This is a genomic window from Streptomyces sp. NBC_01431 (assembly GCF_036231355.1).
In the GTDB taxonomy this organism is placed as follows: Bacteria; Actinomycetota; Actinomycetes; order Streptomycetales; family Streptomycetaceae; genus Streptomyces.
On record NZ_CP109496.1, the window covers coordinates 2757106 to 2780677 of the forward strand.

The window sequence follows — 23572 nt, forward strand, 5'->3', positions numbered from 1 at the left end:
CAGAACTGCCGTGCGGCACATGCAGAATTCGAGGGAGATTGGCCGGGCATGACTGCCGCGCAGGACTATGACAGCCAATTGCTGGAGTCGGTTTCGGTACGACGCCGGCGACTTCGCGATGCCCTTCTGTTCGGGGGGCAGCGGGGGCGGCGGTCGGTCGACGAGCGCCTCGGCAAGGTGTTTGCCGGAATTGTGATTGCGGCGGTGCTGTGCGCGGGGTGCGTCGGCTGGTCGTTCATTTCGCACAAGCTCATCGGCAAGACGCCGTACGGGACTTCGGTCCAGCCCTCTTCTCCACCTCCTTCTCCCCTCTCTTCTCCTCCCGCTTCTTCGCCCGCCGTGAAGTCTTCGGCCCGATGATAGGTTCGCACGCGTGATAGCTACGGGATCTCTGAGCCGTACGGCATTGAGCCGGGTCACTCTGGTCGGGGAACAGCGTCGGGTGGATCTCGTTCTGCCGTCCGAAGAGTCAATTGGGCTGCTGCTGCCCGAAATCATGCGGCTGCTCGGCGACGGTCCGGGTGGCCGGCCGATGCTGCGCCATCTGACGACGGCCGACGGTTCGGTACTCGCCCAGGACTCGACGCTCGCCTCGGCGGGTGTACCGGACGGGGCGGTGCTGCGTCTGGTGCGGGTCGAGGACGCGCCTTCGGCGCCGGTGGTGCACGACGTCACCGACGAGGCCGCGGACGATCTGGACGTACGGGCCTGGCGCTGGCGGCCCGCCGCGCGGCGTGCTGTGGCGGGGCTCGCCACGGTCGGCTGGGCGCTGGCGGCCGGGGTGCTCGCGCGCGAGGAGTTCGCACTGTCGGCCGTCGGCTCGGTGCTGCTGGCCGTGGCCGCGGTCGCGGCGGTCGTGGGGGCGGTGCTCGGGCGCACCGGGCAGCGCGGCCCCGCGACCACGCTGATCGTCACGGCCGGGGTGCTCGGCGTGCTCGGGGCGTGGACACTGGCCGACGCGTACGGCTGGCCGGGCGGGGCCCGGCTCGGTGCGGTCGCGGGCGCGGGGGTGCTGGCGTTCGCGCTGCTCGGGGTCTTCTCGCCGCTCGGGCGGGGCGGGCTGATCGGCGCCGGTGCGGTCGCCGGGGCCGCGCTCTGCTGGGAGGCCGTGATCGCTTCGCAGTCGGGCGCGGGCACGGCGCTCGGGCAGGCGCGGGCCGGGGCGATCGTGGTGATCGTGGCGGCGGTGGTGCTCGGGGTGCTGCCGCGGGTGGCCCTGATGGCGTCCGGGCTTTCGGGTCTCGACGACCGGCGCTCCGGCGGGGCTTCGGTGAGCCGCTACCAGGTGTCGACCGCGCTCGCGGCCACGCACCGCGGGCTCGCGCTCGCCACGGTGGTGGTGGCGGGCTGTGCGGCGGTCGCCGGGATCCTGGTGTTGCGCACGCCGACGGTGTGGACGGTGCCGCTGGCCTCGGTCGTCGCCGTGGTCCTGGCCCTGCGTGCGCGGGCCTATCCGCTGGTCGCCGAGGTCGTGGGGCTGTTCGCGGCCGCGGCCGCGGTGGCCGGGCGGCTGGCCTGGGTCTGGTGGGAGCGCACCGGTGCGTTCGGCCCGCTGGCGCTGCTCGTGGTCCTCGCGGTGGTCCCGGTCGCGATCCTCGTCATCCAGCCCGCGGACCATGTACGGGTCCGGCTGCGGCGGTTCGGCGACGCGCTGGAATCGGTCGGCGTGATCGCGCTGTTCCCGCTGGTGCTCGGGGTGTTCGGGGTGTACGGGCGTCTGCTCGGCACGTTCGCGTAAGTATGCGTAAGGGTCGGGATGTGGCTGTGGGCGAGGACTGGCAGCGCGATGTGCTGCGCGAGCTGAACGCGGGGGGCTCGGCGGAGCCGGACGCGCAGCCGCACGCGGGTGGCTCGACGGATCCCCATGCCCAGCCGCACGCGCGTGGCCCGGTGGAATCGACCGGACAGCCGCACGCGGGCGGCCCGACGCATCCCGATGCCCAGCCGCACGCCGGGAACTCGGCGGCACCGGCCGGACAGCCGTACGCCGGGAACCCGGTGGCGCCGACCGGACAGCCATACGCGGGCCCGGCGGAGGGCACTTTCCGGATACCCCGGGCCGAACCGCGCGGCGCGTCCGCATCCGCGTCCGCGTCCGCGTCCCAAGAGCCGCGTTCGGGTTCGCCCGCGGCGGGCATGGGCGATCCGGTCACCGACCCCCGCCAGCACCCGGCCTCCCCGCACCCCGGCACCGCAGCGCCCGCGACGGCCCATGCCGCGGACTCCCGCCAAGGCCAGCCGTCCCAGCACACCAACCACCCGGCACCCACCCCCGGACCCCCTCACCCGGACCAGCGCTGGGCCGCCCCTGCCGCACCCCGTACAGATCCCCACCCGGCCCCGGCCTCCCCCCACCCCGGCACCGCGGGCCCCCACGACGCGCGGCCGGGCGGGGGCCCCCGCCCGGCTTCGCCGCAGCCCAGCTCCCCCGCGGGGCACGGTGTTCTTCAGCCGGCGCCCGGCATCGACGCCATCGCGGCTGCCCGCGACGCCTCCTTGTACGGCGCTTCGGAGGGGCGGCCCGCCACCCTGCCCGAGCTGCGGGTCCCCGGGGGGCGGGACGCCGCCGTGCCGATGGCCGCGCCCGAGTCCGTGCCCACCGTCGATCCGCGGCTCGCTGTCGCGCTCGGGAAGGCCGTGCACGGGGATTCGGCGACGAAGCGGGCCGGGCGGACGGTGCGCAAGCTGACCTCGTCCGCCGCGCAGGACGTGGCCGAGGAGACCCGGATCGGGCGGGAGTTGCAGCAGCCCGTGACGACCGGCCGGGTCATCGCGGTCACCTCCATCCGCGGCGGCGTGGGGAAGACCACCGTCGCCGCTCTGCTCGCCCGGAGCTTCAACCACTACCGGCACGATCCCGTGCTCGCGCTGGAGGCGGACGGCGCGCTCGGCACGCTCCCGGTCCGGCTCGGCGTCGAGTCGGTCCGCTGGTCCTGCGCCGACCTCGCCCAACTCCTCACCCCCGCCATGCAGTTGACCGACGTCACCGGCTATCTGGTGCCGGTCGCCGACGGCGGCTGGCTGCTGCCCGCGAGCCAGGGCCGCCTCGGCGCACCGCTGAGCATGCAGACGTACCGCACCGTGACCCTCGCGCTGCGCCGCTACTTCGCGGTGACCGTGGTGGACTGCGAGACGCTGCCCGGCGAGGTGGCGCGTACCGCGATGGACACCGCGCACGCGCGGATCGTGGTCGCTCCGATGACGGCGGAGGGCGTCGGCTCGACCCGCGTCGTCCTGGACTGGCTCGGCCGGCTTCCGCACGGGGCGCTGGCCACGACCGTCGTCGCGCTCACCGCCAACTCCCCCGACATGACACTGGACTTGAAGGCCGCCACCGCGCATCTGCGGGAAGCGGGCGTCACCGTGCTGCCGGTCCCCTACGACCGGCATCTGGCCCAGGGAGGCCCCATCCAGACCGCACTGCTCGGCCGGGCGACCCGGCAGGCCGCCGTTTCGCTGGCCGCCGAGGCGATGGAAAGGGCGGTACGGGTGCGATGACGCTGCATCAGATCCACCGCCCGGCCCGCTCCACCCGCCCGGCCGCCCCCCCGGCGCCGCGCGCCGTCGAACCGCCGCCGAACCTGCCCGAGGGCAAGACGGGCGGCGCCGCGACCGCGCTGCTGCCGATGGCCGGAGTGATGAGCTCGGTCATCATGATGACGGTGATCCGCAACAGCCAGTTCGCTGGGCTCGGCGCCATCGTCCTGGTCGTGGCGCTGCTCGGCGCGATCGCCCTGTTCCTGTCCCAGCGGGGCAAGGCGCAGCGCACCCGGCGCACCCAGCGCGAGCGCTACCTCGAATACCTGGAGGAGCAGCGCGAGGAACTCGGCGCCGTGGAGCGGGAGTCGCGGCAGCAGCTGCGGCTGCTCAACCCGCCGCCGCAGGCGCTGTACGACCTGGTGCGCGATCCGGCGCGGCTGTGGGAGCGGCGGCGCGGCGACGCCGACTTCCTGCGGGTGCGGGTGGGCACCGGCACCGTACCGACGCAGGAGCTGTCCATCGGGCAGAACAGCACGGGGGGCGTACTGACTCCGCCGGACCCGTTCATGCTGAACGAGGCGCGGGCGCTGGTGGCCCGGTACGCCACGGCCACCGAGTCGCCGCTGACGGTGCCGCTGGACCGGGCCGGGAACGTGAGCGTGGTCGGTGACCGCGAGGGCGTGCTGCGGGTGGCGCGGGCGCTGCTCGTCCAGACGGCCGTGACGCACGCCCCGGACGATCTGGCGATCGCGCTCGGTGTGCCCGGCGAGCGCCTTGAGGACTGGGAGTGGGCCAAGTGGCTGCCCCACGTGCTGGACGCGCTGGAGAGCGACGGGCCGGTGGCCGCGCGGCGCATCGCGCCGAGCATGCCGCAGCTGGCCCGGCTGATGCGGACGGATCTGCGGCAGCGGGCGTCGTACGCGGCGGAGGTGCGGCGGGGTCTGTCGGACCGCGACGCGCTGCGGATGATCGACCGGCTGCTCGTGGTGAGCGACGAATTCGGCGCCACGGCCGATGAACTGCCGCTCCCGGACACGGCGGTCGGTCTCACCGACATGGGCGTGACGGTGCTGCACCTCCTTGAGCAGCAGGTGCACGAGCCGGACCAGGTGAGCGTCCGGATCAGCGTGGAGGGCGACCGGATCACGGTCGAGGACCTGCGCGACCCCGCCAACCCGACGCCGCCGGTGTCCTACGGCCTGTCCGACGAGGTGAGCCGGGCCGGCGCCGAGGGGCTCGCGCGCATGCTGGCGCCGCTGCGCCTTTCCGCCGAGTCGGTGGCCGAGGGCACTCCGGTGAGCGGTCCGGTGGACTTTCCGCAGCTGCTCGGCATCGACGATCCGGCGGCCCTGGACGTCGCCCGGCTGTGGGCGCCGCGCGGCGAGCGGGCGTTCCTGCGGGTGCCGATCGGTCTGGACGACCGTCACCAGCCGGTGCTGCTCGACCTGAAGGAGTCCTCCGAGCTGGGCATGGGCCCGCACGGGCTGTGCGTGGGCGCGACCGGCTCCGGCAAGAGCGAGCTGCTGCGCACCCTGGTGCTCGCGCTGGTCGCCGGGCATCCGCCGGAGGATCTGGCGCTGGTCCTGGTCGACTACAAGGGCGGCGCCACCTTCGCGCCGTTCGCCGAACTGCCGCACGTGGCCGGCGTGATCACCAACCTGGAGAACCAGGCGGGTCTCGTGGAGCGCGTGCACACGAGCCTCGCGGGCGAGGTCAAGCGGCGTCAGCAGGTCCTGAAGGACGCGGGCAACGTCGCGGACATCGGGCACTACGCGGCGCTGCGCGCCGAGCGGCCCGAGCTCGAACCGCTCCCCCACCTGTTCGTGGTGATCGACGAGTTCGGCGAACTCCTCACCGCCAAGCCGGACTTCATCGACCTGTTCCTGTCGATCGGCCGGATCGGCCGCTCCATCGGCGTGCACCTGCTCCTGTCGAGCCAGCGCATCGAAGGCGGCAAGCTCAAGGGTCTCGACACCTACCTCTCCTACCGGCTCGGCCTGCGTACGTTCTCCGCCGACGAGTCGCGCACGGTCCTGGACACGACGGACGCCTTCCATCTGCCGCCGTTGCCGGGCTTCGGCTATCTGAAGGTCGACACCTCGACGTACGAACGCTTCAAGGCGGGGTACGTCTCCGGCGCCTACCGGGGTCCCGCCGTCCTGGAGCAGCAGGACGACGCTCCGCTCGCCTGGCCGTACGGAACCTTCAACTCCCTTGGCGAGGAAGAGGGTTCGGACTCGGTGGCCGAACCCGCGATGCGGGAGCGGGAGACCGGGCCGACCGTCATGTCGACGATGGTCGACCAGCTGTGCGCGGCCGCCGAGCCGGTGCGCCGGATCTGGCTGCCCCCGCTGCCCGAGGCCATCAGTCTCGATGCGGCGGCGGGGCCGCTCCAGGTCTCCGAGCGCGGGCTCCAGCTCAGTCACCGCCCCGGCGCGATGCGGGTGCCGCTCGGCCTCCTGGACGATCCGGGCCGGCAGTGGCAGGGGCCCTGGACGCTCGATCTGACGGTGGCCGGCGGGCACGTGGCCGTCATCGGCGGCCCGCAGTCCGGCAAGACCACCCTGCTGCGCACCCTCGCGCTCTCGCTCGCCCTGACCCACACTCCGGCCCAGGTCGCGCTGTACGGGCTCGACCTGGTGGGCGGCGGTCTCGCGGCGCTCGCCGGGCTTCCGCACGTCGGCGGTATCGCCGGGCGCGCCGACCACGAGCGGGCCGCGCGCACCGTCGCCGAGGTGCGGGCCATGCTGGCCGCCCGCGAGGAGCTGTTCCGCGAGCACGGCATCGACTCGGTGGACGAGCTGCGCAGCCTGCGCGCGCAGGGTCGGCTGCCCGAGCTCGGCTCGACCGATGTCGTGCTGCTCGTGGACGGGTACGGCGCGCTGCGCGACGAGTTCGCCGACCTGGACGACGACGTGGCCGACCTGCTCAAGCGCGGCAGCGGCTACGGCATCCACATCGTGGCGGGCATGCTCCGCTGGAACGACGTGCGGATCGCCACCCAGTCGATGTTCGGCACCCAGCTGGAGCTGCGGCTCAACGACCCGTCCGACTCGGCGATCGACCGCAAGCTGTCCGAGACGCTCGCCGTGGACACCCCGGGCCGCGTGCTCACCCAGGGCAAGCTGTTCGCGCAGGCCGCCCTTCCGCGCACCGACTCGGTCGCCTCGGCGACCGATCTCGGCCCCGCCCTGGAGGACGCGGCCCGCACGATCAAGGCCACCTGGCACGGTGAACTCGCCTCCCCGGTACGGGTGTTGCCGACCCGGCTGCCGGCGCAGCGACTGCCCTCGGTGGCCGCCGAGCCGAGGCGGATCCCCATCGCGCTTGACCAGGACGCGCTGGACCCCGTGCTCCTCGACCTGTTCGAGCACGACCAGCATCTGCTGATCCTGGGCGACAACGAGTGCGGCAAGACCAATCTGCTCAAGCTCATCGCCCAGCAGTTCACCGCCCGCTACAGCGACGAGGAACTGGTCTTCGCCGTGTTCGACCCGCGCCGCGGGCTGCGCGGGGTGGTGCCCGAGCCGTACCGCGGGGGCTACGCGCACAACGCGAAGATCAGCGTCGGGCTCGCGTCGGGCATCGCCACCGAGCTGGACAAGCGCCTCCCGGACGAGAGCGTCGACCACGACGCGCTGCCGGAGGGCCCGTCGTTCAGTGGGCCGCGCATCGTCGTCCTCGTCGACGACTACGACATCCTCACCACCGCGGGCCAGCAGCCGCTCGCGCCGTTCCTGCCGTACATATCGTCCGCGCAGGACATCGGGCTCCACTTCGTGGTGGCCCGCCGCGTCGCGGGTTCCTCGCGGGCGCTGTACGAACCGTTCCTGACCACCCTGCGCGAGACCGGAACCGCCGCGCTCGTGATGACCGGCGACCGTACCGAGGGCCAGCTGTTCCCGGGCCTGTACGCGTCCGCGCAGCCGCCGGGCCGCGGGTTCCTGGTCCGCCGCGGCCGCCGCCACCAGCTCGTCCAGACCGCCCTCGCGCACCAGCCGGAAGAGGCAGAGCACTCGTGACCAAGGACGTCATCGCCCTCACCCCGAAGATGCCCGACACCTGGGCCCTGCTGGCCGGGCTGTACGCGGGCGGTCCCGGCCTCACCGTCGACACCGGGCACGACGGGGCGGTGGTGCAGCTCTGCACGGCGGACGGACGGCCGCTCGTCTCCCTCGAAGCGCCGCTGCTCGTGCAGGTGCCCGGTGAGGCCGAGCGCCTCCTGGGCGCTCAAGTCCCCTCCCCCGAGGGACCGTTCTGGTGGACGGAGATACGGGCGTCCACCGCGCTGCCCGAGGCAGAACGGCTCGCCGGTTCGGTGGCGGGGCGGCTCACCATGCTGCTCGGCGGCAGCGCCTGGCCGCCCGACGCCGCGAGCACGGAGGTCGTTCCGGTCGCCGAGGACGGCGAGGTGACCGCCCGGCCCGTGTCCGGCGGGGCCCATCCGACGGTGGACGTCCTGACCGAGTCGACCGCGGTCGTCATGTGCGACCGGCCGGTCATCGCGCTGAGCGCCTGGCTCTCGCACATCCTGCGCGCCACCACCGAGAGCCGCCGCGCCCTTCAGATCGTGACGCCGCCGGGGGTGCGGCTCAGCCTTCCGCTGCGTACGGCACTGACCGGCGTCCCCAACCGCTGGGTGGTCAAGGACCCCGACTGCGGTTACTACGACGGGCTTTCCGGGGCGGTGCTGCGCTGGCAGGACGGCACGTTCGCGCCGGCCCGGGACGCTTCGGGCGGGGCGGTGGTGGCCGAGGCGTTCAGCGCGCCCGCGCTCACCTCCGAACGGCAGCTGATCGTCGCGTTCCGCACCGTGCACAACGCGGACGAGAACCTGGTGCTCGGCCGCGCCCTGGAGACCGCCTGGCAGACGCTGACCGGCGCGGGTCCGGTCGGCTGGGGCACCGCCGAGCCCGTCAACCTCCCTTGGTCCGCACGGCAGTTGACGGACCTCGCCCGCGACCGGGCCCCCGAGCCCACCCAGTTGCTTGCCGTCGGCGACCCCGCGCGGCCCGCGCTCGCCGGGCTCCGGGTCACCCGCGTCGAGCGGGGCGTGGCGGCGGACGCCACCCTCACCCTCGGGTACGGCGCGGACGAGGCGCCCCCGCTGGCGGCGGCCCAGGAACTGGCGAAGACGCTGGCCGCCGGACACGGCCTGACCAACATGCTGGTCTCCCTGCGCCGGGCCCGCCGCGACCTGGCGATTCCGGCCCACTTCGAGGCGCCGCCGATCCCGGTGTCCTACACGCTGGGCGCGGACGGCGTGCGCCGGGCGGGCCTGGCCCACGCCCAGCGGCCCCCGCTGGCCCTGCGCCCCACCCCACTCGGCCCGGCGGCCGAACCCGCGCTCCACTACGCGCTGGGCGACGGGACGGACGCGGGCACGTGGCCGATGCTGGAGCAATTGACGGCCCACTTGGAGAGCGGCTCGGCCCGGTAGCGCCCCAGCGCTACTCGCGAAGGCGGAGCAGCAGCATCGCCGCGTCGTCGCGCAACGGGCCCTTCGTGTGCTGCATCAGGTCGCGCCGCAGGGCCTCAAGCGCGGCTTCCGGGGCCGGGTCCTTCAGGAGCGGGGTGCGGGCGCCCAACGGGTAGAAGGTGCCCGCCCGGTCGCGGGCCTCGGTGACGCCGTCGGTGTAGAGCAGGAGCTGGTTGTGAGGCGGTGGGGAGTTACTTGCCGGGCACGATCAGGCACCGGCGCGCTGCTCGGCCGGGCACGGTCGGGCACTGGCACGCTTCTTGGCCGGGCGCGGTCAGGCACCGGCGCGCTGCTCGGCCGGGCACGATCAGGCACTGGCGCGCTTCTTGGCCGGGCGCGGTCAGGCGCTGGCGCGCTTCTTCGGGGACTGGGGCTTCTTCGCCGCCGTCTTCTTCGCGGTGGCCGCCGTGGACTTCTTCGCGCCGGTGGACTTCGGGCTCGCCGCGGCGGACTTCTTGGCCGACGTGCTCTTCGCGGCCGTGCCCTTCGTCGCAGTCTTCCTCGCCGGGGCGGACTTCTTCGCCGCGGTCTTCGTGGCGGTCTTCGTGGCGGTCCTGCGCGCCGTCTTCTTCGCGGGCGCGGACTTGCGCGAGCCGAGGTGGGTGACTTCGGCGACCGACTCGCCGCCGCCCTCCTCGCCCTCGCCGCGGGAGGCCTTCGCCGCCTTGACGCTGTTCTCCAGCGCGGCCATCAGGTCGATGACCTTGCCGCTGCCGGGGGCCGGTGCCGCCTCCTTGGCGGGCAGGGCGCCGTCCGCCTTGGCGGCGATGAGTTCCTCGACGGCCGTACGGTAGTCGTCGTGCAGGGTCGACATGTCCACCTCGCCGAGGGTGTCCATCAGGGCGTCGGCCAGGTCGAGTTCGGCCTCGCGGACGCTGACGTCGGTCTCGGGGGCGGCGTCCTTGGCCGCGCGGATCTCGTCCGGCCAGAGCAGCCCGTGCATCGCGATCACGTCGTCGACCACCCGCAGCATGCCGAGCCGTTCCCGCCCGCGCAGCGCGAACTTGGCGATGGCGACCTTCCGGCTCCGCTTGAGGGCCTCGCGCAGCAGGGTGTACGGCTTCGCGGCGGGCACGCCGTTGGCGGAGAGGTAGTACGCGGCGTCCATCTGGAGCGGGTCGATCGAGTCGGCCTGAACGAAGGCCACGATCTCGATCGTCTTGGCGGTGGGCAGCGGCAGGGACGACAGGTCGGCGTCGGTGATCGGGATCATCGAGCCGTCGGCCTCCTCGTAGGCCTTGCCGATCTCGTCCGCGTCGAGTTCCTCGCCGTCCAGCTCGCACACCTTGCGGTAGCGGACCCGTCCGCCGTCCGCCGTGTGGATCTGGCGGAACGAGATCGAATGGTTCTCGGTGGCATTCACGAGCTTGATCGGGATGCTGACCAGGCCGAACGAAATCGCACCGTTCCAGATTGATCGCACGGTTTCTCCTCTTCGTCCCCGAGGAGTGTGGTTCGTGTGGTTCGTGGGACTCTCATCGTATGACGCCGATCACGGAGGTGGAGGGGCGGCGGATCCCCCTCTCGAACCTGGAGAAGGTGCTGTATCCGGCGACCGGCACCACCAAGGGCGAGCTGCTGCACTACTGCGCGACCGTCGCCGGGGCGCTCCTGGCACATCTGCACAACCGCCCGGTGTCGTTCCTGCGCTTCCCGGACGGCCCCGCGGGCCAGCACTTCTTCACCAAGAATCCGCCGCCCGGCACCCCCTCCTGGGTGAAGATCGCCGAGGTTCCGCGCTCGGAGGGCAAGGCGGCCCGGCAGGTCGTGGTGTCCGATCTTGCGACGCTGATGTGGGCGGCCAATCTGGTCGTGGAGTTCCACACCCCGCAGTGGCAGGCGGACGCCCCCGCGCAGGCCGACCGGCTTGTCCTCGACCTCGACCCGGGAGCGCCCGCGAGCGTGGTCGAGTGCTGCGCGGTGGCGCGCTGGCTGCGCGAGCGCCTTGCCGCGGACGGGCTGCACGCGTACGCCAAGACCTCCGGCTCCAAGGGGCTGCACCTGCTGTCGCCGCTGGAGCCGACCCCTTCCGATCGAGTGTCCACGTATGCGAAAACGCTGGCCAGGGAGGCGGAAGCGGAGCTCGCGGGGCTGGTCACCCACAAGATGGCCAAGGCGCTGCGGCCCGGCAAGGTGTTCATCGACTTCAGCCAGAACGCGGCCGCGAAGACCACCGCCACGCCCTACACGGTGCGCGCCAAGGAGCGCCCCACGGTGTCCACGCCGGTGTCCTGGCAGGAGGTCGAGTCCTGCGCCGACCCGGCCGAGCTGACGTTCCTGATCGGCGACATCGCGGCGCGTCTGGAGCGGGACGGCGATCTGCTGGGCCCGCTGATCAACCTCAACCGGGCGGGCCGGATCCCGTGACCGCGACGCCGCTGCGACCGCCGCTCGCCGTTGCCCTCGCCCAGGCGGTGGCGACCCTGCCGCGCGGGGCGGGCTGGGCGTACGAGCCGAAGTTCGACGGGCACCGGTTGGTGGTGTTCCGGCAGGCCGAGCGGGTTGTTCTACAGGCCCGGTCAGGGCGGACCGTCACGGCCGCGTTTCCCGATCTGGCCGACGCGGCAAGCCAGTTGGCGCCCGGAACGGTGCTCGACGGGGAGGTCGTGGTGTGGACCGGCGGGCGCACCGACTTCGCCGCCGTCCAGCGCCGGGCGGCCGCCACCGCGGCCCGCGCCCCCCTCCTCGCCCGCCGCCTGCCCGCCTCGTACGCCGCCTTCGACCTCCTGGCGGACGGCGGCCGCGATCTGCGGGCCCTGCCGTACGAGCAGCGGCGCGCGCGGCTGTTGGAGGTGCTCGGCCCGCTCGGCCCCCCGCTCCAGGCCGTACCGATGACGACCTCGGCCGAGACCGCGCTGACCTGGTACGAGACGTTGCCCGCGAGCGGGGTCGAGGGGCTCGTCGCCAAGCGCCTGGACGCTCCGTACCGGGCCGGGCACCGCGCCTGGCGCAAGCTGCGGCACACCGACACCCGCGAGGCGGTGGTGATCGGCCACACCGGGAGCCCTTCCCGCCCGGCCGCGCTGGTGCTGGTGCTGCCCGACGACGACGTGCCGGTGGTGTCGGGCCCGCTGCCCGCCGCCCTGCGTGCGGAGGCCGGGCGGGCGCTGGCTCCGCTGGCGGCGGAGGGCGGTGGGACGGCGGTCGCGGCGGGCCGCGGCGAGGTGGCCTACCGGGCGGTGCGGGCGGGCCTGCTCGCGGAGGTCGAGTGGGCGACCACGCGGCACGCGGGGGCGGTGGTGCTGCGCCTGCGGGAGGCGGACGAGATGCCATAGCCCGCACGCCATGGCCCGCTCCGGGCGGGCCGAACGCCGTCGGGCCACCGGCCGCGTCCCGGCTCCCGTCAGACCCGCAGCCAGGTCCTGCGGTCCCTCGCCGTCCAGTACAGGGACTCGATGTCGGCCGGTTTGAGTACGCCGCCGAGGCGGGCGAGGTCCGGAAGCTCGGTGTCCTTGAGCACGCTCACGTCGCCGGCGCCGGATGGGCCGGGCTCCACTCGGTCCGCGCCGACCAGGACCAGCACCGGGCGCACCGCGGTCGCGAGAGCCAGGGAGGCGCGTTCGGCTTCGTGGCGCGTGCCGCGCAGGACGGGCGCGGGGGCCGCGCGGCCCACGGTGACCAACGGGTCGGCGATCCGTACCCGGTGGCGGCGGGCGTTCAGGGCGCGGATGGCGAGGACTCCTGCCGGGCCGACCAGGAGGTGGTCGATCCTGGCTCCGCCCGGCAGCGGAACGGAGTGCAGGACCCGCCAGCCCGCGGCTTCGAGGCGTTCGAGGGCGGCCCCGGTGTGCTGTTGCGCGGCCAGCTCCCGGCGCCGCGGGTCGGTCCTGAAGCGCTGCGCGGCTCCGTACCGCTCCAGCTCGGTCAGGAGCGCCTCGCCGGGCCGGTTGGGGGCGAGGTCGTCGTCCGGGTGGAGGGAGAGCCGGGCCAGTTCGGCCGGGGTCGGCACGGGCGGCGGACCGACGACAAGCTCCCCGACGACATAGGGGCGCAGCGCGGCCAGCACCTCGTCCTGGAAGGCGGTGAGCAGCAGGCAGACGCGTCCGGTGTCGCGGTCGTACCAGGCGGCGCTGCGGCCGTCGGGCAGGCTGACGTACAGTCGCGCCTGTCCGTGCCGGTGCACCGGTGTGACCCGTAGCCCTGCCATTCCCATCACCCCACGACGACCATGGGAACAGCCCGATGCCCACCAGGGCAATAAGCCGGGCGGCCATCCCCACAACACGATGGACGCGGGGCGGTCACGGCCGCGACACTGACGCGCGACACGCAGACAGTCATCCGGGAGGGGAACACTCAATGATCATCTTTGGTACCCGTCGCTATCTCCACCAGCTCGCCATGCTCACGTTGGTGTGCGGCAACTGCGGAAATCCGTCCGCGCACGCGCTGCGCAAGTACGTCACGAAGTTCACGCTGTTCTTCGTGCCGCTGTTCCCCTTCTCCACGTCGTTCCGCACTCAGTGCACGTTCTGCGGTCTTGAGCAGCAGATCACCAAGCAGCAGGCCGACGGGCTGCTCGCGCAGCAGGCCGCGCCGCAGCAGACGTACGGCCAGCAGCCGCAGCCGGGTCAGATGCAGGGCCAGAACCCGTACCAGCAGTAGCGGGCGGGGGGGGCGGGCGCCGCGCGCCTGCGAACCGGGTCGCGCACTACGACACCGCGGACGGCCCGGCGCTGATGCGCAATGTGCGGGACATGTCGGTCGGGGACACCATCGAGGTCGGCAGGGCGGACGGCTCGACCGCCGTATTCAAGATCAGGGAAAGCGAGCAGGTGGGCAAAAAGGACTTTCCAATGAATAAGGTTTACGGGACGACCGACCGCCCCGAGCTCCGCCTCACCACCTGCGGCGGCCCCATCCAGGACGGTCACCGCTCGGCCAACATCATCTTCTATGCCGACCTCCTGAGGGCGTGGTAATTCCGGGCCCTCCGGCGATGACCGGTGGAAGGTGAAATAGCCTGGGTCCCCGCACGACAGGAGCACCTTGACCCGCCACCACCGCATCGCACTCATGGCACCCCTGCTGACCGCAGCGGGTGTTCTGGTGCTGTCCGGCTGCGGCGGGGCCGGGCACCTGGAGAGTTCGGGCGCCACACCGACGGCCGTCGGCCCGATACGCCTGTGGCCGGATCTGCCCGCCGCGACGGCGACCCCCAATGACTTCGGCCCGAACGCGGAGCAGGTGCCCGGGATCAGGGTGAGCGGCGGCGACGTCCACAAGCTGAACCCGGTCGCGGTGGTGCAGGCCGAGGTGAGGGCGCACCCGAACAGCTACAGCGGCAGCGACGGGCTCTACGACGAAACGGTTCGCCAGCTCAACTCCTGCAAGCAGAAGCCGGGCAGCTGCCCGGTGCTCAAGCCCTACTACCGGGACCTGACCGGGGACGGCAAGGACGAGCTGATCGTCGGCATCAGGATGCCCGACCAGCAGCTCGCCGTGCGCTGCTACATGCCGGCCAAGGACGGCGGACTGATCCGCATCATGGCCACCTCCGAGCAGGCCACCCGGGTCGACGTGGCCGGCCGCGACGTCATCGTGCGCTCGGTGGCGGACGGCATGCCCGGATACGAGTACCGCACCGCCTGGTCCTGGGACGACCACCAGCAGGCGATGCTTCCCACCCGGGACGAGATCGTGCGCACCAAGCCGGGCAAGGCCCCCGGCGGCAGCAAGCATCCCGGTCCGTCCGGCGCCGGCCAGTCGCCGTCGCCGAAGAAGAAGCCCCCGACGGCGAACCCGCCGGACCCCAGCACGGCGGACGCCCCATGAAATCGCCCCGCATATCGCGGCTCCCCCGCATGCCGCTGCCCGCCTGGACGGCGACGCTCACCTGGAAGGCCGCGGTGTTCATCACCGCGATGTGCTGCGCGCTCGCGACACTGCTCGGCGTCCTGGTGCACGTGTCGGTGACCCGGCAGACGGTCGGCGAGGCCCGCGGCAAGGCGCTCGCCAAGCTGACCGACGTCACCCAGATGTACGAGGCCGGCGAGCAGCTGCCGCGCGACGCCGGTATCGACCTGCCCCAGCTGCCGCCCTCGCTGCGCGCGCTCGCCGTCTCCGGCAAGCGCGGCACCCTGGTCGACGACGACAACGGCCGTCCGACGATGTGGGCGGCGGGGCCGGCCGACGGCAGGGCGATCGCCGCGGAGATCGACTACACCCAGAGCGCCCGCACCATCAACGGACTCGACAAGGCCATCTTCGGCTCGTCCATCCTGGCCATCGGCGCGACCCTCCTGGTCGGGGTCTTCGCGGTCACCCGGATCACCCGGCGGCTGCACCAGACGGCGACGGTGGCCCGCCGGATCGAGGCGGGCGATCTCGACGCCCGGGTCAACGACCCCCGCACCAAGGACCCCTCCCGCCCCCAGGACGAAGTCGCAACGGTGGCCGGCGCCCTGGACACCATGGCCTCCACGCTCCAGGGCAAACTGCTCAGCGAACAGCGCTTCACCGCCGACGTGGCGCACGAGCTGCGCACCCCGCTGACCGGTCTGCACGCCGCCGCCGAACTGCTTCCCGCGGGCCGGCCGGCCGAGTTGGTGCGCGACCGGGTGCAGGCGATGCGCTCGCTCACCGAGGACCTCCTGGAGATCTCCCGGCTCGACGCGGGCAGCGAGCGGGTCGACCTGGACCTCCAGCACCTGGCCCCGGTGGTGGAGCGGGTGGTGCGCGCCTCGGTCGCCTCGGGGACCGCCGAGCAGGACACCACCCTCACGGTGGTGCGGGACGCCTGTGTGGAGACCGACAAGCGGCGCCTGGAGCGGGTCATCGGCAACCTGGTCGCCAACGCCCACAAGCACGGCAAGGCACCGGTCGAACTGACGGTGCACGGCCCGGTCATCACCGTCCGCGATCACGGCGCGGGCTATCCGGAGTACCTGCTCGACCACGGGCCCCAGCGCTTCCGCACCGACGCCGGGAGCAAGGGGCACGGCCTCGGGCTGACCATCGCGGTGGGACAGGCGGCGGTGCTCGGCGCCCAACTGACCTTCGCCAACGCCTCGGACGGCGGGGCGGTGGCCCGCCTCGAACTCCCCGAGTACGTCAGCTTCGAGGCACCCGGCGCGCCGGGCTCCACCGAGGACCCGCAGAGCCCCCACTCAAAGTGACGCTTTGCGGACTCCAAGTTGCGAATTTAATGTGAGGCAGGCGAGTTGAAGGCCGTTCAGGTGCGGCCCCGCCCCATCCAGGAGGCACCATGTCCCTGCGCTCCCCCCTTGCCGCACTAGGCCTCGTGCTGGCCACCGGCGCCGTCGCCGTCCTCACCTCGGCGACGCCCGCCGTCGCCGAGGAGTCCGCCCACCACGACTTCAAGGGCCGCGTCACCGCCACGTCCGGCCTGCTCCTGCGTGACCGGCCCACCCGGAGCAGCAGAATCGTCGGTATGGCGCCCTACGGCTCGATCGTGCACATCTTCTGCAAGACCGGCGGCGACCATGTCAACGGGAACGACCTCTGGTACCTGCTCACCGACGGCACCTGGGCCTGGGCCTCCGCCTTCTACATCGACAACATCGGGCCCGCCCCCCGCTGGTGCTGACCCGGCCCTTCACCCACCGAGCAGCTTGGACTTCGCGGTCGCGAACTCCTCGGGCGTAAGGAGTCCTTCCCTGGCCATGTCACCCAGACGGCTCAGCCGGTCCGCGATGTCCGCGCCGCCCCGGGCCACCGGCGCGGGCGGCGCGGCGGCCGCGGTCCGCGCCTGGCGGTCGGCGGCATAGGCGGGGCTGCCGGACAACAGACCGCGCAGCAGCGGCGCGCCCTCGGGGCGCGACAGGGGCTGGTCCTCGGGACGGACGGGCCTCACGTACATGACTCAGTCCTCCGACGGTCCGGTCGAAGGGGCCGCGGCCAGTGCCGCGAGCCCCGCTTTCACCTCGGCGAGGCGCCCCTGCGGGATGCGTACCGACGCCGCGATGCGCCCGCCGGCCTCCCGTACCGCGTCGGCCGCCTCCGCCGCCCAGAGGTGCTCGATCAGGACGAGCAGCGCGCAGTTGCCCCGGTCGAGCAGCCCGGCCGATTCGGCGACGTCCTCCGGGCCGATGAGCCGGCTCGCGTCCCGGCCGCCGAGCAGACCCTGGAGTTCCGAGAAATCGTCGAGCTCGGCGGCCAGCACCTGCCCGCCCGCGGTCTTCGTGACGACCAGCGCATCGATCAGACAGACCGCGCCGGACCTGCGCAGGGCACCCAGTGCGGCGATGGCCCGCACCCTCAACTGCTCCTCGGGAAAGGCGAGGACGATGAACTCCACAGGCCCCATGACGCGGCCACCTCCTTGACGGACCGTCAGGCATTGCTGCTCGGCACCCTATGACATACACGGACATAAGCCCGCCGTCTTGCTACGTTGCCTGGCATGACCGCACCGTCGGCGGCGGACGACCCCCCGCCCCAGCTCCGCCGCCCCAAGCAGCGCGGGGTCGAACTCTCGCTGCTCGTCGGTGCCGTCCTCATCGTGGTGTCCGGTTACGTGGACGTGGGCCTGGCCAAGAACGGCGCCGTGCCCCCGGACGCCCTGCGTTACGGCGCCGGGCTCGGCCTGCTCGCCCTCCTCGCCCACCTCGTGGTCCGCTTCCGCGCCCCGTACGCCGACCCCTTGCTGCTGCCGATCGCGGTGCTGCTCAACGGGCTCGGTCTGGTGCTGATCTACCGGCTCGACCTGGAGACCCCGGGCAGCCGGGCAGCCCCCGCCCAGCTGGTCTGGTCGACGCTCGGGGTCGCCCTGTTCCTCACCGTCGTCCTGGTCCTGCGCGACCACCGCGTCCTGGCGCGCTACGCCTACCTCTCGGTGGCCGCCGCGCTCGGCCTGATGCTGGTCCCGGTGTTCTTCCCCGCGGTCAACGGCGCCAAGATCTGGATCAGGCTGGGCGGCTACTCCTTCCAGCCCGCGGAGTTCGCGAAGATCCTGCTCGTCGTCTTCTTCGCCGCCTACCTCGCGGCCAACCGCAACGCGCTGGCCTACGCCGGGCGCAGGATCTGGCGGCTGCAACTGCCCACCGGACGCGTGCTCGGCCCGATCGTGGCGATCTGGCTGCTGAGCGTGGGTGTCCTCGTCCTCGAACGCGACCTCGGCACCTCGCTGCTCTTCTTCGGCCTCTTCGTGATCATGCTCTACGTGGCGACCGGGCGCATCGGGTGGATCGCGGTGGGCCTGCTGCTCGCGTCGGTCGGCGCGGCGGCGGTCGGCATGCTGGAACCCCATGTGCACAGCCGCGTCACCGACTGGCTGAACCCGTACGCCACCATCGAGGCGGGCCTCGGCCCCAGCCAGCTCGTCCAGTCGCTGTTCGCCTTCGCGGCCGGCGGCATGCTCGGCTCGGGGCTCGGCCTCGGCCACTCCATCCTGATCGGCTTCGCCGCGAAGTCCGACTTCATCCTGGCCACCGCGGGCGAGGAACTCGGCATGTCCGGGCTGACCGCGATCTTCCTGCTGTACGCGCTCCTCGTCGCCCGGGGCTACCGGGCCGGGCTCTGCCTGATCGGCCCGTTCGGGCGGCTGCTCGCGATCGGCCTCGCGTCGATCCCGGCGCTCCAGGTGTTCGTGATCGCGGGCGGCGTGATGGGGCTCATCCCGCTCACCGGCATGGCGATGCCCTTCCTCGCGCAGGGCGGCTCGTCCGTGGTCACCAACTGGATCATCGTGGGGCTGCTCATCCGGATCAGCGACTGCGCCCGCAGGCCCCTGCCCGTGGTCGAACCCGGCGTCATCGCACGCCATCACACCTCATTGGAGGGCAGCGGCAAGTGATCCGGTACATCCGGCGGGCAGCCGGTTTCTGTCTGGTGCTGCTGGTGGCGCTACTCGTCAACGCGGCCCGCATCCAGGTCCTGGGGGCCGACGCGCTCGACAGCAACCCGGCCAACCGCCGGGTGGCCATTGCCCGTTACCACCAGCCGCGCGGCGCCATCATGGTCGGCGAGGAGAGCGTCACCGGCTCGAAGGACACAGGACAGCCGCTGCGGTACGAGCGGACGTACAAGAACGGGCCGCTGTACGCATCGGTCACCGGATACGCCTCGCAGACGTACGGCACGACGCTGGTCGAGAACGCCGAGGACAGCGTCCTGGCGGGCACCTCTCCGCTCCTGTCGCCGTTCCCGCTGTGGCATCGCCGGTGGGCGGGCGGGCGGGCCGTCACCACCATCAAGGCGTCGATGCAGCGGGCCGCGTACGACGGTCTGGGCGGCAGGAAGGGCGCGGTGGCGGCGATCGAGCCGTCGACGGGGCGGATCCTGGCCCTGGTCAGCAGCCCCTCCTACGATCCCGGGGTGCTGTCGGGGACGGGCCGGGCCGTGGCGAACACCTGGTCACGGCTCACCCGGGACCCCAACCAGCCGATGCTGAACCGGGCGATCCGCCAGACATATCCGCCCGGCTCCGCCTTCAAGATCGTGACGGCGGCGGCCGTGCTCGACACGGGCACGGTCACCGACGTGAACGCGCCGACCGACACGCCCGATCCGTATGTGCTGCCGAACACGAAGACCACGCTCCCCAACGAGGTCAGCGGCTGCGAGAACGCCTCGCTCGCGTACGCGGTCACCTTCTCCTGCAACACCGTGATGGCCGGGCTCGGGGTGAAGGTGGGGCTCGCCAGAATGCTGGACGCGGTGGGGAAGTTCGGCTTCAACGACACCAGGATCAGGATTCCCTCGGGGGTCGCCAAGTCGAACTTCGACACCCGGATGAGCCCGGACCAACTGGCGCTCTCCTCCATCGGCCAGTTCGACACGACGGCCACCCCGCTCCAGATGGCGATGGTCTCGGCGGCGGTCGCCAACGGCGGGGAGCTCAAGTACCCCTATCTGGTGGACCGTACGACGACGTCGGGCGGCCGCACCGTCTCCACGACCGCCCGGCGGACCTACCGCCAGGCGATGAATCCGGCGACCGCGTTCCAGTTGCGCCAGCTCATGGTGGACGTGGTGCAGACCGGGACCGGCATGAGTGCGGCGATCCCCGGGGCGACGGTCGGCGGCAAGACCGGCACCGCCCAGAACGGCGTCGGCAACACCGGCACCCCGTACGCCTGGTTCATCTCCTGGGCCAAGGCCGACGACGCGGCTCAGCCCGCGGTCGCGGTGGCGGTCGTGGTGGAGGACGCGTCGGTGAAGCGGGGCGACGTCAGCGGCGGCGGCGACGCGGCACCGATCGCGAAGGCGGTGATGGCGGCGGCCCTGGCAAAGTGAGCACCTCGGCCCGCGGTGACAGGGGGGCTCGGCCCACCCAGCGGGAATCCGTGATCACCGGACGAAAAGGTGGAGCCGGGTCGCGCCTTTGGCGGGATGGCGCGACCGGCACGGAAGTCCTCAGACCGTTCCCTCCGCGATCGCTCCCTCCACCTCCGACGCCCTCGCCGCCTCCTCCGCCGCGAAGCGCTCCTTGTCCAGTTGCTCGGCGATCTCCTCGTCCTGGGTCATCAGGAGGTCCAGGTTGGAGTCGCCCAGGTCGAAGACGCCCATGTCGACGTACGCCTTCTGAAGGCGCTCGCCCCACAGGCCGATGTCCTTCACGCAGGGGACGATGCGGCTGAAGAGCAGCTTGCGGAACAGGTGCAGGAATTCGCTCTCCTCGCTCAGCTTCTCGGCCTCCTTCTTCGGGATGCCGAAGTTCTCCAGGACCTCCACGCCGCGCAGCCGGTCGCGCATCAGATAGCAGCCCTCGATGACGAATTCCTCGCGTTCGCGCAGTTCGGCGTCCGAGAGCTCCTTGTAGTAGTCGCGCAGAGCCATCCGCCCGAAGGCCACGTGCCGGGCCTCGTCCTGCATGACGTACGCGAGGATCTGCTTGGGGAGCGGCTTGTCCGTGGTGTCCCTGATCATGCCGAAGGCCGCGAGCGCCAGGCCTTCGATCAGGACCTGCATGCCCAGGTACGGCATGTCCCAGCGCCTGTCGCGCAGGGTGTCGCCCAGCAGTCCCTGGAGGTTGTCGTTGACCGGGTAGAGCATTCCGATCTTCTCGTGCAGGAAGCGGGCGTAGATCTCGGCGTGCCGGGCCTCGTCCATGGTCTGGGTCGCCGAGTAGAACTTCGCGTCGAGGTCGGGGACGGACTCCACGATGCGGGCCGCGCAGACCATGGCGCCCTGCTCACCGTGCAGGAACTGGCTGAACTGCCACGAGGTGTAGTGCCGCCGCAGATCGCCCTTGTTCCGCTCGGTCATCTTGTCCCAGTACGGGCTGCCGTACAGGGTCATCGCCTCGTCGGGGGTGCCCAGCGGGTCGTACGGGTCGACTTCCAGGGCCCAGTCGATGCGCTTGGCGCCGTCCCACTGCTTGTCCTTGCCCTTCTGGTAGAGGGCGAGCAGCCGGTCGCGCCCGTCGTCGTAGTCCCAGTTGAAGCGGGCGGCGCCGGAGGCCGGCACCTGCCAGGGTTCTTGCGGGCCGTTCACATAGAGGTCATGCGTCGACACGTGCGGCTCCTTCGCCTCACGGACCGCGCCCGGCGGCTGGACGGCGGTCCAACTTCTGCACAACGTTGTGCAGTTGGCAGGTTCACACGGTGGTAGACGCCGGGTCAACAAGTCGCGCGCAAGGGATTGACGGCCTTGCTGACAAGCAGTCTCATAAGAGACGACCCCCCGGTAACCCAGCCACGAGGTGCCCCGACCCATGACCACCGTGACCGAACGCGATGCGCTGCGCGACGCACTCGGCCTGCTCAGGGACCGCGAGCAGGTCGCCGAGCGCCTGCTCGAAGCGTCCGCCAAGCACTCCTTCGACCCGGACAGTGAGCTGGACTGGGACGCGCCCGTCGAGGACGGGAAGTGGTTCTGGCCGCCCGAGCTCGTCTCGCTGTACGACACCCCGCTGTGGCGCAGGATGTCCGAGGAACAGCGCATGGACCTGGCCCGCCACGAGGCCGCCTCGCTCGCCTCGCTCGGCATCTGGTTCGAGATCATCCTGATGCAGCTCCTGGTGCGGCACATCTACGACAAGTCGCTCACCAGCAACCACGTCCGGTACGCGCTCACCGAGATCGCCGACGAGTGCCGCCACTCCATGATGTTCGCCCGCATGATCAAGAAGGGCGGGGCGCCCGCGTACCCGGTGCCGCGGGTCTACCACAACCTCGCCCGCGTCCTGAAGACCGTCTCCACCACCCCCGGCTCCTTCGCGGCCACCCTGCTCGGCGAGGAGATCCTCGACTGGATGCAGCGCCTGACCTTCCCGGACGAGCGCGTCCAGACCCTCGTGCGCGGCGTGACCCGCATCCACGTGGTGGAGGAGGCGCGCCATGTCCGTTACGCCCGCGAGGAGTTGAGGCGTCAGATGGTCACCGCGCCGCGCTGGGAGCGGGAGTTGACCCGGCTCAGCTGCGGCGAGGCCGCCCGCGTCTTCGCGACCTGCTTCGTCAACCCGAAGGTGTACGAGAACGTCGGCCTCGACCGCCGGGAGGCCGTCGCCCAGGTGAAGGCGAGCGGCCACCGCCGCGAGGTCATGCAGAGCGGCGCGGGCCGCCTCACGGAATTCCTGGACGACATAGGCGTACTCAACGGAGTGAGCCGGCGGCTCTGGAAGAGCTCCGGACTGCTGGCGTAAACCCCGATCCGGAGGATTACGCTGCACTCATGACCTCCGCCACCCCCGCGTACCGCAGGCTCAGCGTCGAGGAGCGTCGCACCCAGCTCCTCGGCGCGGCGCTCTCGCTCTTCGCGCACCGGGCGCCCAAGGACGTGTCCCTGGACGACGTGGCGGAGGCGGCGGGCGTGTCACGGCCGCTGGTCTACCGCTACTTCCCGGGCGGCAAGCAGCAGTTGTACGAGGCCGCCCTGCGGTCGGCCGCCGACGAGCTGGAGTTGTGCTTCGCGGAGGTCCAGAGCGGACCGCTGACCCGTCGCCTTGCCCGCGCGCTCGACCGCTACCTCGCCTTCGTCGACCAGCACGACGCCGGGTTCTCCGCGCTGCTCCAGGGCGGCAGCGTGGCCGAGACGTCCCGGACCACGGCGATCGTGGACGAGGTACGCCGCGCGGCGGCCGAGCAGATCCTGGTCCACCTCCAGGTGGCGGACCCGGGTCCGCGGCTGCGGCTGATGGTGCGCACCTGGATCGCGGCCGTCGAGGCGGCCTCCCTCATCTGGCTGGACGAGGACAAGCAGCCCGCGCTGCCCGAACTGCGCGACTGGCTGGTGGACCATCTGGTGGCGCTGCTCACCGCGACGGCCGCCACCGACGAGCAGACCGCACGGGTGGTGAAGTCCGCGCTGGCGCTGGAGTCCGCCGAGGGCGCGGCCGGTGTGCTGGCCCGCCGGGTGATACCCGTGGTGAGCGAGGCCGCGCACCTGCTGTGAGACTTGGGGCGTGCGAAGCGAGAACACCCTTTTTGTGGGCGGCCCCCTCGACGGGCGCGTCCTGCCGGTCCTGACCGGCCCGACCGGCAAGCCGCCGCAGTGGTACGAGGTGCCCGTGCCGGATCCCGGCGGCGGCCCGGCGACCGTCCATGCCTACCGGCTCGAACCGGCCTCCCACAGCAAACGGCTCGGACTGCCGCGCGGCTGGAAGTACACGTACGTACCCGAGGGCCGCGAGCCGCGCCGCTGGCCGTGGACGAAGAAGGGGCCCGGCGCAAGCCCCCACACCGGCCTGCCACCGCACGAGTGAGCCGA

The 23572-nt window shown here is 72.2% G+C and carries 22 protein-coding genes and 1 pseudogene; 17 read left to right on the forward strand and 6 right to left on the reverse strand.

The window, feature by feature from the left end; all coding sequences use genetic code 11:
* Window positions 1–48: 48 nt before the first annotated feature.
* From OG522_RS12500 to OG522_RS12520, 5 genes are read left to right on the forward strand one after another with little or no spacing between them, the layout of a single operon-like run.
* The gene (locus OG522_RS12500; RefSeq protein ID WP_329463041.1) at window positions 49–360 is read left to right on the forward strand and encodes a hypothetical protein; all 312 of its coding nucleotides are present in this window, start codon (window positions 49–51) and stop codon (window positions 358–360) included.
* A gap of 13 nt (window positions 361–373) precedes the next feature.
* Window positions 374–1738: a type VII secretion integral membrane protein EccD gene (gene eccD / locus OG522_RS12505; protein WP_329463042.1), complete on the forward strand. Its 1365-nt coding sequence runs from the start codon at window positions 374–376 to the stop codon at window positions 1736–1738.
* A 20-nt stretch (window positions 1739–1758) separates the two neighbouring features.
* A complete protein-coding gene (locus OG522_RS12510; protein ID WP_329463043.1) occupies window positions 1759–3498 on the forward strand; it encodes a hypothetical protein in 1740 nt (579 codons plus the stop codon).
* Window positions 3495–7502: a type VII secretion protein EccCa gene (eccCa, locus tag OG522_RS12515; RefSeq protein WP_329463044.1), complete on the forward strand. Its 4008-nt coding sequence runs from the start codon at window positions 3495–3497 to the stop codon at window positions 7500–7502. The genes OG522_RS12510 and eccCa overlap by 4 nt, the downstream gene beginning before the upstream one ends.
* A complete protein-coding gene (locus OG522_RS12520; RefSeq protein WP_329463045.1) occupies window positions 7499–8920 on the forward strand; it encodes a DUF6177 family protein in 1422 nt (473 codons plus the stop codon). The genes eccCa and OG522_RS12520 overlap by 4 nt, the downstream gene beginning before the upstream one ends.
* 10 nt (window positions 8921–8930) lie before the next feature.
* Here OG522_RS12520 and OG522_RS12525 read toward each other — a convergent pair.
* Both OG522_RS12525 and ku read right to left on the reverse strand, forming a co-directional pair.
* A pseudogene (locus OG522_RS12525) lies at window positions 8931–9140 on the reverse strand (SpoIIE family protein phosphatase); the annotation flags it as partial.
* A gap of 159 nt (window positions 9141–9299) precedes the next feature.
* On the reverse strand, window positions 9300–10382 hold the full coding sequence (gene ku / locus OG522_RS12530; protein WP_329463046.1) for a non-homologous end joining protein Ku: 1083 nt from the start codon (window positions 10380–10382) through the stop codon (window positions 9300–9302).
* A 59-nt stretch (window positions 10383–10441) separates the two neighbouring features.
* Here ku and ligD point away from each other — a divergent pair, with 59 nt between their 5' ends.
* Window positions 10442–11326 carry a non-homologous end-joining DNA ligase gene (gene ligD, locus OG522_RS12535; RefSeq protein ID WP_329463047.1) on the forward strand — a complete coding sequence of 295 codons (885 nt, stop codon included), beginning with the start codon at window positions 10442–10444 and terminating at the stop codon, window positions 11324–11326.
* Window positions 11323–12234 carry an ATP-dependent DNA ligase gene (locus tag OG522_RS12540; protein WP_329463048.1) on the forward strand — a complete coding sequence of 304 codons (912 nt, stop codon included), beginning with the start codon at window positions 11323–11325 and terminating at the stop codon, window positions 12232–12234. Before ligD ends, OG522_RS12540 begins: the two co-directional genes overlap by 4 nt.
* A 68-nt stretch (window positions 12235–12302) precedes the next feature.
* On the opposite strand, the gene OG522_RS12545 is transcribed toward OG522_RS12540, so the two are convergent.
* Window positions 12303–13106: a nuclease-related domain-containing protein gene (locus OG522_RS12545; RefSeq protein ID WP_329463049.1), complete on the reverse strand. Its 804-nt coding sequence runs from the start codon at window positions 13104–13106 to the stop codon at window positions 12303–12305.
* Between the two features lie 152 nt (window positions 13107–13258).
* Here OG522_RS12545 and OG522_RS12550 point away from each other — a divergent pair, with 152 nt between their 5' ends.
* The 5 genes from OG522_RS12550 to OG522_RS12570 all read left to right on the forward strand — a co-directional run bounded on the left by OG522_RS12550 (window position 13259) and on the right by OG522_RS12570 (window position 16508).
* The gene (locus OG522_RS12550) at window positions 13259–13564 is read left to right on the forward strand and encodes a zinc-ribbon domain-containing protein (protein ID WP_329463050.1); all 306 of its coding nucleotides are present in this window, start codon (window positions 13259–13261) and stop codon (window positions 13562–13564) included.
* 92 nt (window positions 13565–13656) lie between these two features.
* Entirely contained in the window at window positions 13657–13881 is a 225-nt protein-coding gene (locus OG522_RS12555) for a sortase domain-containing protein (protein ID WP_443074688.1), read from the forward strand.
* A 67-nt stretch (window positions 13882–13948) separates the two neighbouring features.
* Entirely contained in the window at window positions 13949–14734 is a 786-nt protein-coding gene (locus tag OG522_RS12560; RefSeq protein ID WP_382805579.1) for a hypothetical protein, read from the forward strand.
* Window positions 14731–16077 carry a HAMP domain-containing sensor histidine kinase gene (locus OG522_RS12565; RefSeq protein ID WP_329463051.1) on the forward strand — a complete coding sequence of 449 codons (1347 nt, stop codon included), beginning with the start codon at window positions 14731–14733 and terminating at the stop codon, window positions 16075–16077. The genes OG522_RS12560 and OG522_RS12565 overlap by 4 nt, the downstream gene beginning before the upstream one ends.
* A gap of 89 nt (window positions 16078–16166) precedes the next feature.
* On the forward strand, window positions 16167–16508 hold the full coding sequence (locus tag OG522_RS12570; RefSeq protein ID WP_329463052.1) for an SH3 domain-containing protein: 342 nt from the start codon (window positions 16167–16169) through the stop codon (window positions 16506–16508).
* Between the two features lie 9 nt (window positions 16509–16517).
* Here OG522_RS12570 and OG522_RS12575 read toward each other — a convergent pair whose 3' ends face one another.
* On the reverse strand, window positions 16518–16781 hold the full coding sequence (locus OG522_RS12575; protein WP_329463053.1) for an SHOCT domain-containing protein: 264 nt from the start codon (window positions 16779–16781) through the stop codon (window positions 16518–16520).
* 3 nt (window positions 16782–16784) lie between these two features.
* Window positions 16785–17228 carry a DUF6325 family protein gene (locus OG522_RS12580; protein ID WP_329463054.1) on the reverse strand — a complete coding sequence of 148 codons (444 nt, stop codon included), beginning with the start codon at window positions 17226–17228 and terminating at the stop codon, window positions 16785–16787.
* Window positions 17229–17324: 96 nt separating this feature from the next.
* Between OG522_RS12580 and OG522_RS12585 the strand changes: the two genes are divergently transcribed.
* Window positions 17325–18716 carry an FtsW/RodA/SpoVE family cell cycle protein gene (locus OG522_RS12585; RefSeq protein WP_329463055.1) on the forward strand — a complete coding sequence of 464 codons (1392 nt, stop codon included), beginning with the start codon at window positions 17325–17327 and terminating at the stop codon, window positions 18714–18716.
* Window positions 18713–20158 (forward strand): penicillin-binding transpeptidase domain-containing protein, encoded by a 1446-nt coding sequence (locus OG522_RS12590; protein ID WP_329463056.1) that lies wholly within the window; start codon window positions 18713–18715, stop codon window positions 20156–20158. Before OG522_RS12585 ends, OG522_RS12590 begins: the two co-directional genes overlap by 4 nt.
* 120 nt (window positions 20159–20278) lie before the next feature.
* Here OG522_RS12590 and OG522_RS12595 read toward each other — a convergent pair whose 3' ends face one another.
* Window positions 20279–21379: a ferritin-like domain-containing protein gene (locus tag OG522_RS12595; RefSeq protein ID WP_329463057.1), complete on the reverse strand. Its 1101-nt coding sequence runs from the start codon at window positions 21377–21379 to the stop codon at window positions 20279–20281.
* Between the two features lie 199 nt (window positions 21380–21578).
* Between OG522_RS12595 and OG522_RS12600 the strand changes: the two genes are divergently transcribed.
* From OG522_RS12600 to OG522_RS12610, 3 genes are read left to right on the forward strand one after another with little or no spacing between them, the layout of a single operon-like run.
* Entirely contained in the window at window positions 21579–22508 is a 930-nt protein-coding gene (locus tag OG522_RS12600) for an AurF N-oxygenase family protein (RefSeq protein ID WP_329463058.1), read from the forward strand.
* A gap of 29 nt (window positions 22509–22537) precedes the next feature.
* Window positions 22538–23257: a TetR/AcrR family transcriptional regulator gene (locus tag OG522_RS12605; RefSeq protein ID WP_329463059.1), complete on the forward strand. Its 720-nt coding sequence runs from the start codon at window positions 22538–22540 to the stop codon at window positions 23255–23257.
* Window positions 23258–23267: 10 nt separating this feature from the next.
* Entirely contained in the window at window positions 23268–23567 is a 300-nt protein-coding gene (locus OG522_RS12610) for a hypothetical protein (RefSeq protein ID WP_329463060.1), read from the forward strand.
* Window positions 23568–23572: the final 5 nt, after the last annotated feature.